The 12181-nt window shown below is 39.6% G+C and carries 14 protein-coding genes; 6 read left to right on the plus strand and 8 right to left on the minus strand.

Annotated features, from left to right (window positions below; translation table 11 throughout):
- Positions 1–124 precede the first annotated feature (124 nt).
- From BM073_RS04540 to BM073_RS04555, 4 genes are all read left to right on the plus strand, one after another.
- A complete protein-coding gene (locus BM073_RS04540) occupies positions 125–1366 on the plus strand; it encodes a M16 family metallopeptidase (RefSeq protein ID WP_091651065.1) in 1242 nt (413 codons plus the stop codon).
- The gene (gene ispF, locus BM073_RS04545; RefSeq protein WP_091651068.1) at positions 1363–1845 is read left to right on the plus strand and encodes a 2-C-methyl-D-erythritol 2,4-cyclodiphosphate synthase; all 483 of its coding nucleotides are present in this window, start codon (positions 1363–1365) and stop codon (positions 1843–1845) included. Before BM073_RS04540 ends, ispF begins: the two co-directional genes overlap by 4 nt.
- On the plus strand, positions 1842–2540 hold the full coding sequence (mnmD, locus tag BM073_RS04550) for a tRNA (5-methylaminomethyl-2-thiouridine)(34)-methyltransferase MnmC2 (RefSeq protein WP_091651071.1): 699 nt from the start codon (positions 1842–1844) through the stop codon (positions 2538–2540). Before ispF ends, mnmD begins: the two co-directional genes overlap by 4 nt.
- Before the next feature lie 236 nt (positions 2541–2776).
- Entirely contained in the window at positions 2777–3244 is a 468-nt protein-coding gene (locus BM073_RS04555; protein WP_091651079.1) for a Clp protease ClpB, read from the plus strand.
- Here the strand turns inward: BM073_RS04555 and BM073_RS04560 are convergent, their stop codons facing one another.
- The 6 genes from BM073_RS04560 to BM073_RS04585 all read right to left on the minus strand — a co-directional run bounded on the left by BM073_RS04560 (position 3245) and on the right by BM073_RS04585 (position 7849).
- Positions 3245–3748 carry a hypothetical protein gene (locus BM073_RS04560; RefSeq protein ID WP_091651084.1) on the minus strand — a complete coding sequence of 168 codons (504 nt, stop codon included), beginning with the start codon at positions 3746–3748 and terminating at the stop codon, positions 3245–3247.
- Positions 3749–3810: 62 nt separating this feature from the next.
- The gene (locus BM073_RS04565) at positions 3811–4473 is read right to left on the minus strand and encodes a phosphatidylserine decarboxylase family protein (protein ID WP_091651088.1); all 663 of its coding nucleotides are present in this window, start codon (positions 4471–4473) and stop codon (positions 3811–3813) included.
- A gap of 71 nt (positions 4474–4544) precedes the next feature.
- Entirely contained in the window at positions 4545–5822 is a 1278-nt protein-coding gene (locus BM073_RS04570; protein WP_091651090.1) for a Glu/Leu/Phe/Val family dehydrogenase, read from the minus strand.
- 69 nt (positions 5823–5891) lie between these two features.
- Positions 5892–6731 carry a phosphatidate cytidylyltransferase gene (locus BM073_RS04575; RefSeq protein ID WP_091651093.1) on the minus strand — a complete coding sequence of 280 codons (840 nt, stop codon included), beginning with the start codon at positions 6729–6731 and terminating at the stop codon, positions 5892–5894.
- On the minus strand, positions 6715–6921 hold the full coding sequence (locus BM073_RS04580; RefSeq protein WP_091651096.1) for a putative signal transducing protein: 207 nt from the start codon (positions 6919–6921) through the stop codon (positions 6715–6717). Before BM073_RS04580 ends, BM073_RS04575 begins: the two co-directional genes overlap by 17 nt.
- Positions 6896–7849 carry a CPBP family intramembrane glutamic endopeptidase gene (locus tag BM073_RS04585; protein ID WP_091651098.1) on the minus strand — a complete coding sequence of 318 codons (954 nt, stop codon included), beginning with the start codon at positions 7847–7849 and terminating at the stop codon, positions 6896–6898. The genes BM073_RS04580 and BM073_RS04585 overlap by 26 nt, the downstream gene beginning before the upstream one ends.
- Before the next feature lie 37 nt (positions 7850–7886).
- Here BM073_RS04585 and dusB point away from each other — a divergent pair, with 37 nt between their 5' ends.
- Both dusB and BM073_RS04595 read left to right on the plus strand, forming a co-directional pair.
- Entirely contained in the window at positions 7887–8879 is a 993-nt protein-coding gene (dusB, locus tag BM073_RS04590) for a tRNA dihydrouridine synthase DusB (RefSeq protein WP_091651101.1), read from the plus strand.
- Positions 8880–9065: 186 nt separating this feature from the next.
- Positions 9066–9980, plus strand: coding sequence for a DMT family transporter (locus BM073_RS04595; RefSeq protein WP_091651104.1), 915 nt, complete (start codon positions 9066–9068; stop codon positions 9978–9980).
- A 166-nt stretch (positions 9981–10146) separates the two neighbouring features.
- On the opposite strand, the gene BM073_RS04600 is transcribed toward BM073_RS04595, so the two are convergent.
- Together BM073_RS04600 and BM073_RS04605 are read right to left on the minus strand one after the other, a co-directional pair.
- Entirely contained in the window at positions 10147–11037 is an 891-nt protein-coding gene (locus tag BM073_RS04600; protein WP_091651107.1) for a peptidoglycan DD-metalloendopeptidase family protein, read from the minus strand.
- Positions 11038–11096: 59 nt separating this feature from the next.
- Entirely contained in the window at positions 11097–12170 is a 1074-nt protein-coding gene (locus BM073_RS04605; RefSeq protein WP_091651113.1) for a DUF3810 domain-containing protein, read from the minus strand.
- Between the last annotated feature and the right edge of the window lie 11 nt (positions 12171–12181).

Below are 12181 nucleotides of genomic sequence, written 5' to 3' on the forward strand. Positions count from 1 at the left end.
CTTTCTTACATCAATGGAAGATAGTTTCTATCAAATATCCCTAACAAAAGGAACAAATTCTCCAGATTTGACTTTTCACTAAAATATATGTCTCCATCAAAAAGCTTAGCTTTGCGACCTTATGATGCTTCAATACGAACGTTTTTTTCTTGACAATGGACTTGAGCTGATTGTCCACGAAGACCAAAGCAGCAAAATGGCTGTCTTCAATTTATTATATAAAGTAGGCTCCAAAAATGAAAGCCCTGGGAAAACTGGTCTTGCTCATTTTTTTGAACACTTGATGTTTGGTAGCTCTGCCAATGTGAAAGTATTTGATAGGGAGCTAGAACGTGTAGGCGGTAATTGTAATGCTTTTACAAGCCCTGATATTACCAACTATTATATGACTTTGCCTGCCTCCAATCTAGAAACAGCCTTCTGGTTGGAGTCGGATAGAATGCTACAGCTGACTCTCAATGATAAAACCATAGAAACTCAGCGCAAAGTGGTCTTAGAGGAGTATAAGCAGCGATATCTTAACCAGCCTTATGGAGATGTATGGCATCATTTGAGGGATTTAGCTTATGAAGTGCACCCTTACCGCTGGCCAACAATCGGCAAAAGCCCTGAAGATATTGAGGGGTATACCAAAGAGGATGTATGGGAGTTTTACAAGAAAAATTATGCCCCGAACAACGCCATTCTTGTAGTGGGAGGTGCTGTGAAAGCTAAAGAGGTTTTGGCCTTAGCTGAGAAGTGGTTTGGTCCTATTCCAAAAGCCACACTTGCACCTCATTTAATTCCAATGGAAAATGAGCAACAAGAAAAACGTCAAAGAGCAGTGCATTATCCTGTGCCCACAGATGCGCTTTACAAGACTTTCAAAATGCCTGCAAAAGGAGAAGATGGCTTCTTAGAGGCTGATTTGATTAGCGATCTTTTGGGCTTCGGAAAGTCCTCTATTTTGGAACAAAGGCTGGTGAAAAACGGGAAATACTTCGCTTCTGCCGGTGCCTATATCATGGGATCCAATGATCCGGGTTTACTGATTTTTTCAGGAAAAATGGAGAAAGGAGTTAAAGCTCATGAAGCTGAAAAAGCTTTAGATGAGGTATTAGCAGATTTCCTCTCTAAAGAGATTTCAGATGAGTCCCTGGAAAAAATCAAAAATCAAGGGAGAGCGATGAAAACATATGAGTCAATCCAGCTTACCAATAGAGTAATGAATTTGGCTTTCTATGCAAATCTGGGGCATCCCGACCTCTATTGGAAAGAATATGAGAAAAAGTCCTCCATAGAGTCTTCACAAATAAAAAATTGGGCAAATAAACTTTTGGACGAAACTCAATCGTCCACTTTATATTATCAAAGCAATCAAGTATGAATGGATTTCGGGTAGGTTTTGGATACGACGTACATCAGCTGAAAGAAGGATATGATTTTTGGCTGGGTGGAATAAAACTGGAACATGTCAAAGGAGCTGTAGGACACTCTGATGCAGATGTGCTGATTCACGTCATTTGTGATGCCTTGTTGGGTGCTGCAAATATGCGGGATATTGGCTACCACTTTTCTGATAAAGACCCCAAATACAAGGGAATCGATTCTAAAATATTGTTGAAGGATGTGATGAAACTCATCCGGGATGAAGGTTATGAAGTTGGAAATATTGATATCACCGTTTGTCTACAGGTTCCAAAAGTAAACCCTCATATACCTGGAATGAAGACATGTTTAGCAGAGGTGATGAGCTTACCTGAGTCCTCCATTTCTGTAAAAGCGACCACTACGGAGTGGCTAGGATTTGTCGGAAGAGAAGAGGGTGTTTCAGCTTATTGTGTGGCTTTAATTTATAAAGTATGAGTGCTAAAGTGAAAATCATCACCACAGAAGATGGTTCTCATTCTCTGTATCATGAGGACCTCAAAGAAACCTATCATAGCTTTCACGGAGCTTATCGGGAGTCTCTTCATGTATTTTTGATATATGGCTTGGATTCATGGCTGGCAAGAAACCCCCGAAAATATCCTATACGGATTTTTGAAGTGGGCTTCGGAACAGGCCTGAATGCTTGGTTGACTTTAGTGTGGGCAGAACAAAATCAAATACCGGTTCTATATCATACCATTGAACCTTTTCCTTTGGAAAAAGACATCTACAGCCAACTGAATTACATAGATCAAAACGATGCTATCTGGCATTACCATAAGTATTTCGAAGCATTGCATAAGTTACCTTGGAATGAGGGAGGCCCTGTTTCAGAATATTTCAATTTCAAAAAAGACCAGGTTAAGCTAGAGGATGCCCAATTATACCCTTCAGATGTAGTATTCTTTGATGCTTTTGCCCCAAGTAAACAACCGGAATTATGGGCTAAGGATTTATTGGAAAAAGTTGAAAAGTCCATGCGTCCAGGCGCTGTATTGACTACTTACTGTGCAAAAGGTCAATTTAAGAGAGATCTCAAAGAACTGGGACTGGATGTTCAAAACCCTCCTGGACCTCCGGGAAAGAAAGAAATGACAAGAGCCTGGAAAAGTGAAATTACAGAAAGCTGAAATATCAAAGGGCAAAGAAAGAAAAAGAATAACTTTGGCCTTCCATTTGATGCTTTTCAAAGTTTGGATATCTGCTTTCTTACCAGTATTTACAAAAATACTGCTTATTGTCTGCTAAAAGGATCAGAATCCCGGAAGCTTCGGTCTTCGGTCATCGGTCTTCCAACCAGTCAAGCAAAGAAAATAAGGCAACTGGCATGATTGCAGAAATCAGATTTCAAAAAACCTAAATCACTATGTTAGCTATACTTTTTTCGATTTTATTAAGCCTTTTCCAAGTTGATGCTTCGGAAAGTGCCAGGCTCCAAAGGCTAGTAGAAGAGAGAGAAAGCCTTTTCCGCCAATGGCAATCTTCAGAAAATAAGAAGTCAGGGATTTTTGGAAATCGCACCAAAAAAGACATGACCGAGACCAACGAATGGCTGGAGCGAATTATATCGAAAGACAATCAGATTATCGAGGAACTCAAGCTGAGTGGCTCCATAGAAACCGCCGTAATTGGTCAGGAAAAAGAGGATTACAAGGCTATTACCATGAGTTTGGAACAAGACGTTCAAGCTTTGAAAAGAGCTTTAGCTGAAAAAGAAAAAGTAGCCCAAGAAAGGCTTTCTGATAGAAGGACCTTCGAGTGGACTACTGTAATTTTTTTCCTTTTTACTTTAGGATTGGGCTTCTGGATTTATAAAATCAAGAAGAGGAATTAATTATCTATTAACCCGAATAAAAGTTTTGGGTAAATCCTCAGTTTGCCAAGTTTCTGGGTAAATCTCAAGGTAAGTCATTTTCTCTTTATTCGGAGTAAAATCCAAACTTGCCTTAAGCTCCCTAAAGTAATCTAACACATAACTGTCAAAGGAATCTAACTGTGATTTCGGTCTGTATAATTCATCACTTCCGAATGGAATACCTTGACCGTTTTCAGGCTGATAACTTAGCACTTGACCATTCCATTGATATTTAGCATTCAAGAGTCTTCTAAATCCTAGGTCTGTTCCTTCCTCAGTATTTCTCATAGTAATGTAAAACTGATAGGTACCATTGGCTTTAAAATCATAGGTACTTACAGACCATAATCCCAAGGAATCAATAAATTCGCGAAATTCATAAACTCCTTCCAGTTGATTTGGAGATAATTCATCTTTTTCTTGACAGGAAAAAAATCCAATTGAAAAAAAGATAAGCAATGCAAAAATTGAATAGTGCTTCATAATAGAGATTGTTAGTTTTCAATATTACGAATTAACTTAACAAAACGTTACAAGTAAACTAATTATTTTTTCAATCTGGCTAATGGTGTTCTACCACCTTTCGTCACTTGATCTAGGGAAACCAGAATCTCTGCGTCAAGAGGAACGAAAACATCTACTCTTGATCCAAACTTGATAAAGCCGAATTCTGCTCCCTGATCTAACTGGGAACCTTCCTTCACATACCACTTGATTCTTCTGGCCACTGCACCCGCTATTTGCCTCACCAAAATTTTCATTCCGTCATCCAGCTTCAAAACCATAGTAGTTCTTTCATTTTCCGTACTGGATTTAGGATGCCAAGCTACCAAGTATTTTCCCGGATGATATTTAAAAAACTCAACTACACCACGGATTGGAGATCTATTGACATGCACATTGACAGGTGACATGAATATGGATATCTGCTTTCTTTTTTCTTTGAGATACTCGTCTTCATAGGCTTCTTCTATAACGACCACCTTGCCATCAGCCGGAGCCAAAATCACTCCTTCTTCCTTTGGAATCTGAAAGATTGGGTTTCTGAAAAATTGCAACACTAGCAAATAAATCACAATACTGCCCAACATGCTGACATTGAGCCAAAATCTCGCATCTGGATAGAAGTAATACAATAGATAGTTGGCTGCCACTAAAATGATCAACAACCAAAATAATAAAACTCGTCCTTCTCTGTGTATGGTCATAATATAAATGATAAGAGGCGTGAAATTACTTCCACGCCTCAAAGATAAGTGATTCTTACAATTGATGCTTTTTAGAAGCCACCACGATAAGTATAAGTTTTCGCAACTTTATCAATTGCAACGATGTAAGCAGCAATTCTCATTGGCACATCATACTTCTTAGAAGCCTCATATACATGCTCAAATGCATCTTTCATGATCCGGTCAGAACGTCTGTTAACACGGTCTGCTGTCCATTTATAACCTAATCTGTTTTGAACCCATTCGAAATAGGAAACAGTAACTCCGCCGGCATTTGCAAGAATATCCGGAACAGCCATAATTCCTTTTTCATTAATTATGGCATCAGCCTTTGCCGAAGTAGGTCCGTTAGCACCTTCTACAATCAGCTTCGCCTTGATATTATCTACGTTTTTCGCAGTGATTACGTCTTCCACAGCAGCAGGAACCAATACATCTACTTCCAATGTCAGTAAATCCATAGGATCATCCATTCTATCACCACCGGTGAAGCCTTCTAGATGCCCTCCATTGGAATCTCTGAACTGAATTGCTTCCTGTATATTGATCCCTTTCTCATTGTAGAAAGCTCCTGTATGATCAGAAATAGCAACGATTTTCAATCCTCTTTCTTCCAAAAGCTGAGCAGCCCAAGAACCTACGTTTCCAAATCCCTGAACAGCGCAAGTAGCTTGGAAAGGATTGATTTTCAGTTTTTGCATCGCAGCCAAAGCTGAAACCATTACCCCACGACCAGTTGCTTCGGTTCTTCCTAATGAACCACCAAGTACCAGAGGTTTACCGGTAACTACTGAGTTCACAGTCATTCCATGAGCTTTGGAGTATTCATCCATCAACCAAGCCATTTCTCTTGGTCCCGTACCCATATCTGGAGCAGGAATATCCTTATCAGGTCCGAAAACATCAATCATAGCCATAGTGTAGGCTCTCATTAATCTTTCGATTTCTCCTTTGGACATTTCACGAGGGTTACATCTAACGCCTCCTTTACCTCCACCGTATGGAATATCCACAACAGCACACTTCCAAGTCATCCAAGCAGCCAGTGCTCTTACTTCATCTATATGTACATCAGGTGCAAATCGAATCCCACCTTTTGCTGGTCCAAGAATATTGGAATGGACCACACGGATTCCTTCGAAAACTTGAATTTTTCCATTATCCATGGTGATGGGTAAGGAAACAATTACTTGACGGGCCGGATTTTTCAACACATTATAAACCTCATCAGAAAGTCCCAGCTTTTCAGCTGCAATGTTGAATCGTTCCATCATTGACTCCAAAGGATTCTCTTTATCCTTAATCGGAGCCGGTTCAATGTAAGCCATATTGGGTTTTATTTGAGTAGTGAAATGCGATACAATATTAAGTAGTTTTTCAGATTCCCTAAGCCAGAATTAGAAGATTTTCAAAAAAGCGGTGATAAAAGGGGCGGATAATAACAATCCGTCAAATCTGTCCATAAATCCCCCGTGTCCCGGTAATCCTTTTCCTGAATCTTTTATTTCAATGGATCTTTTGAAAAGAGACTCTATCAAGTCTCCATACGTACCTGCTATGATGATGATCCCAGAGATCACCAACCATTTCCAATCTTGGATAGAGTGAAAATATCGTGCCACCAAAAAGGCGACTGCTATGGCTGAAAAAGCTCCGCCCAAAAACCCTTCCCAAGATTTTTTAGGTGAAACCCTCTCAAATAACTTTGTTTTCCCAAACTTGGTTCCTGCGAAATAGGCTCCTGTATCCGAGGCCCAAAGAATCAAAAGACTCCCTAGAATTATTTCGAAATGGTAGACCTGATCTACTGAAAATACCGCAAGGTTTAACAAAGAGAAAGGAACTGCTACATAAAAAATCCCCAAATAGGTGAATGCAACCCCTGTAAATGGTTTTTTATCTGTTTTCTTATAAAGCTTGATAAAAAAGGTCAAGGAAATGATCGGGAATATCAGATATAGGTATTCTTGTGGCAAACGCTCCTTTTCTATCATAAACGTCAGCGTAAAAATCATGAGACCAAGGAAAGTCCCAAAACTCTTCAAAGGCAACATCCCATCCAAACCACAAAGCTTGTAGAATTCCATTTGGGCAAAGCCCAAAATTGCTGCAAAAACTATGAAATAGGTCCAGTCTGAATAAATGATAGAAGAAATGACTACCACTGCCCCGACCAAAGCAGTTATAGCTCTTTGGCCTAAATTACTGTAATTATTGATATTAAAACGAGATCTCATTTTGAATTAAATTGGTAGCCTTCATGAGATTTTCCTTGCTGACATGGACTTCATACACCCCTAGAAACTGATAAGCTGTCTCTTTTTTACTGAGCACTACAGCGGGAATATCATTTTCTTCCAAAACTCCTTTGACTATTTCAGCTCTGATCTGCTGTGGACTTTCAAACACCTTGATCCAGTTCTCCATTTGTTTGGGGCTTATATTTCTTAAAGTAATGGATTCCTGCCAAAAGTACCAATAATCCACCCAAAGCTAGGGGATATGAGACATTATCTGTAGACTCCAAATCAAAATCTACCAATCCTTGATTGGAGGCATAGACCAATAATACGGTCAAGGAATTATTGAGAATATGGGCAATAATCGGATACACCAAACTACCTGAATACACATATAAATATCCAAAGATAGCTCCCAAAAATACCCTAGGTACAAAGCCATAAAATTGAATATGAATCGCTGAGAAAATAATGGCAGTCAACCAGATGCCCCAGTGAACTGAGCCTGTATATAAGTGTAACTTAGGCTGCAATACACCCCTGAAAAACATCTCTTCACCAATACCTGCAAGTACCCCAATCACTAACAAGCCTGTCAATAGCTCTGGAATAGATTGAAAATCAGTTAAAAACTGCGTTAACTGCATCAATTGGTCCTCCATGGCTTTCATCCAACTTTCCAATTCCGAAAGGGATTCAGGCAAAACCAATTGAGAATTCCAATACACCAAAAGTCCATTGAAAAACATAGCCCCAAGGGTAATTGCTACCATGACCCAGAATTTCTTGAGACCAAACCTTGAAATCTGCAAGTCCCAGTTTAACTCTGCTTTATCAATCCATTTAATTATGATCCAAGCAGCAAACCAAAAGCCTATCCCTGAGCCTATGCCTTGAATAAATAACATCGCCATACGACCATTGGGAATACTGCTATCCCCTGACATGAGGGACATGATCTGAGGAATTGATAAATCAAAAAGGGGAACTGCGAGGGCGAGGGCAAGAGATTGGAGTAAAATCAGGACTCCAAAACCTACTAAAACTATGACTACCAAGGACAAAAGCCAGCTCTTGCGCTTACCTATTTCTGCTTGAGTTTCGTATATCTCCATATTTGAGTGTAAATTTACGCCAAATTTAGAATTAGCAGTGGTAAAGATAGGAAAGTTGGAGTTGGGAGAATTCCCATTATTGTTGGCACCCATGGAAGATGTGAGTGATCCTCCATTTCGTGCTGTGTGCAAACAAAACGGCGCAGACTTGATGTATACTGAGTTTATCAGTTCTGAGGGCCTGATTCGTGACGCTGCCAAAAGCGTCCAAAAACTCGATATTTTCGATTATGAGCGTCCTATCGGGATTCAGATTTTCGGAAATGAAATTGAATCTATGAGGGAAGCTGCTGCTATCGCCGAAGAAGCCGGGCCTGATATTTTGGACATTAATTATGGTTGTCCTGTTCATAAAGTAGCCTGCAAAGGTGCGGGAGCGGGTATTCTTTTGGATATAGACAAAATGGTATCCATGACTGCTGAAATTGTCAAAGCTGTCAATATCCCAGTTACAGTGAAAACCAGATTGGGCTGGAATCACGAAACCATTCGAATAGTGGAAGTTGCTGAAAGACTACAGGATGTAGGAATTCAGGCTATTAGTATACATGCAAGAACCAGACAGCAGATGTATAAAGGTGAAGCGGACTGGTCGTATCTCAATTTGGTAAAGGAAAATCCCCGATTGCACATACCAGTCTTTGGAAATGGAGATATAGATTCTCCTGAGAAAGCTGCAGAATACAAGGCAAAATACAATGTGGACGGAATGATGATAGGGAGAGCCTCAATAGGTTACCCTTGGATTTTCAACGAAATAAAACAATACCTTCAGAACGGAGAGAAACTTCCAGCCCCAGATTTGGATGAAAGAATTGCCGTAGCAAAGAAACATCTGGATTTTTCAGTAGAATGGAAAGGTGAAAAATTAGGCATACTTGAAATGAGAAGGCATTACACCAATTATTTTAGAGGAATGCCTAATTTCAAACAATATAGAACTGAAATGGTAACAGCAGAGTCCTATGAGCACGTTTGCGAAATTCTCCAACAAGTAGCTCACGCTTATGCTGATTATGAATTTTCTTAATTCTAACTTGAGCCCCGACAATTGTTGGGGCTTTTTTTGACTTCTATTCTGTTTTTGGCAAAAAAATCAAAAGACATCACATTCATTTTCTCCTCAGCTTTGAATATTTGGGCTTGATCAACTTTTTTAAACAATTCTGAGTTGAATTCGCTTTTTTTGCCGTGCATTACTCACCCACCCAAGCGAATGTCAACTGGAGAATCTGAAAACACTTTAAAAAACTGGGGCTTCTTAATCGTTTTAGCTTTAGTTTGGGGAAGCTCTTTTATTTTGATAAAGAGGGGGTTGAATGTGTTTTCCCCCGGAGAGCTTGGCGCCTACAGGATAGTTGCTGCGGCTACCTTTCTGCTTCCGCTTTCGATTCCTAAAGTAAAAAACCTAAAGAGCCATCAAATACAAAACCTTATTTTGGTGGGCCTCGTGGGAAGTTTCATTCCTGCATTTCTATTTGCAAAAGCACAAACCCAGCTAAGCAGCTCCCTAACTGGGGTTCTAAATGCTCTTACCCCATTATTCGTTGTTTTGGTAGGTGCTATATTCTTTAATTCAAAAATCACCAGACGAAATGCCATAGGACTATTCATAGCCTTTTTAGGAGTGGTAGTTCTGGTAACCGTCAAGGAAGGGAGTGGATTTGGAGCTTTTTCGGACATCAATGCCTATGCTTTCTTTGTCATTTTGGCCTGTACTTGCTATGGCTTCAACCTCAACCTGATCAAGTTTCGATTTGTGGAACTTAAGCCGGTAGAGATCACAGCCATCTCTTTGCTCATGGTTTTACCTGCAGCACTGATCTATTTAATGGCAGGAACTCAGTTTTCCTACAAGCTGGTTTCGGCGGAAGGTGCTTGGACTGCATTGGGATATGTCACACTTTTAGGAGTCTTGGGAACAGCCCTAGCACTCATCATTTTCAATATGATGGTGAAAACAGCAAGCCCGGTTTTTGCAAGTTCTGTTACCTACCTGATTCCAATTGTAGCTATTATGTGGGGAGTTTGGGACGGAGAAGTTTTGCTATTTGGGCATTATGTTGGAATAGCGGCGGTGATCTTGGGAGTATGGATCGGGAATAGAAAAAAGAATAAAAAAATAGCATGATTATCTGGAATCTTGCCAGTAGACATCTAGTCTTTACTTATATGGGTTAGACACTTTGATTTTGATCATCAAATAGACCGAAGCATCCAGATTCTGATCCTTTGGGCTCCACTAAGGTGTATTTTTTTACTTAATGGAAGAAATTCTGATTAACATGAAAAAATTTTTATTTACCCTCATAGGCCTTCAATTCCCTTTTACTCATTTCGGCTGTAATTAGCTCTTTGGGATGCTCTACTTCGAATGAGCTCGATGACTCAACTGCGGTTCCCTTGCCTGCTATCCAAAATTTAACAGGCTCTACCATATATTTTAGCTTCCCCAGATTATCCTTTTCGATTTTAGTAACGGTCATTCTAATATGACGTCCATTCTCATAATTTTCACCTCCAGATATAGCCAAAACATCTCCGGGAAAGACCTCTTGACCTAGCTTTACTTTTTGAGAACCTCCTTTCAATACCATCAATTTGGTCCACGTACCATCCTCATGGTATATTTCTATATAGTTCTCTTCCCTTGTAAAAGCTAGATTTTCTTTGCCTTCGATCAAGTCCATATTCATATCTACTATTACTCCCTTTCTAGGAGCTACAATTTCCACTTCATCATCAAATCTAAAAGAGACTCCGACATAGGTGTCATTATTGGCTTCCGAACGAATCCTGTTTTCAATATGGGTCATTTTGCCCCCAAGAACTTTCACTCCTTCCTCAACAGGGATTAAATAAACTGGTTCTGTTTTAGATTTAGCATAGATATTTCCTTTCAGATAGGTGTATTTAAATGAAAAATTAGTTCCTTGATTAGCATTCACCTTTTTAAGAGTCGCCACCTTGGACTTACCGGGATTGGCTACTCCCAGGGCATAAGTCCCGCCTGTAGGACTAAGATTTTGAAGGTTGGAAAACTCAAATTGGATCGTATAGGGAATTAGACTACTGTTTGTAGCATAGATTTGAACATTTCCATCAGAATCTCTTTCTGATTCAACTGTGATCTGGGCAAAAGAAGATGAAAATATGAAGAGGAAAAAGGAAGCAAAAAGGATTCTCATGAAAATGTATGGTTTGAATCTAAAAATATAGCCAATAAACTAATTGCACAATTTTTAATTCAAAATTCTTTCATCCGCTCTCTCCATGCAAAGGCTAACATGGGAAGTTGTTGATAACTGTTTATTCCTGCCTTGACCCCTTGAGACTTAAGGAAAATATCATTCGTTTTCCTACTTATCTCCAATGATATGGGCTGATACTTAGCATTTTCAGCCTGAATGGATCTAATATCATTACGTACACTTACATCCAAGGTCTTGAGCCATTCTTTATACTGGTCAGGAGCCATTCTATAATAATCCCTGATTTGGTAGAGCAAGAGTCTCAGTTGACCTGAGTATCTCAAAAGAGGATCATTGGAATTGGTACAAATTACCCAAGCTATAAAGTTTGCTTCTCCTTCGTCTGTCACTCCATAGCTGTGCGCCATTTCATGAGCAACGGTAAATGGTCTTTCCAAAGGATGAAGCGTGGGGTCTATGTAACTTTCACCAGTAAAAGGGAAATAAATCCCCAATATCCCCATTTTACGCATGAATCCGGGTGGTGGAAATAATTTGGTTCGTGGTCTTCCTGTGAAATTCAAACCCAGCAAATCCAGATTTTCACTCATATTTTCTCTTACCAATTTTTCCAATTCAGGATAGGCTATTATTTCTCCTATAGCCGCGGTATCAGTGGAAATTTGCCCTCTGTATTGAGTCACCAAGCGTTGGGTGATCTGAACTTCAGATTTGATTTGCTCCAAATTCAGAGACTTAGGTGTCAAAGAAAGCTGTTTGAATATGGGTGTTCGCTGATAATTAAATCCCCAAAGAACCAAAAAGAAAAAAACTATGGCTCCCAAACTATTGAGCAAGGACCTAATACTGAGAATGCTTCGATTTTTCCAGCCTTTGGTTTTGTAAAAATTGCGGATAAAGATCCCAATTAAAATGACAATGGAGAGGATAAAAAGATAAACGCTGGGGAATGGCAAATGCCCCAGCGTTAAATCAATCACATTTCTAATTCCCGGAAAGAATGTTCTGGAATAAATATCATCAGTCGCTTCTGGTTGCCGAATTGCCAACCATCTTAAACCCAGAGCCATCAGGCCAAGGATTGTCCACGACCAATCTCTCTTTCCCATTATTTATAATA

This window comes from Algoriphagus ornithinivorans, assembly GCF_900115305.1.
Classification (GTDB): Bacteria; Bacteroidota; Bacteroidia; order Cytophagales; family Cyclobacteriaceae; genus Algoriphagus; species Algoriphagus ornithinivorans.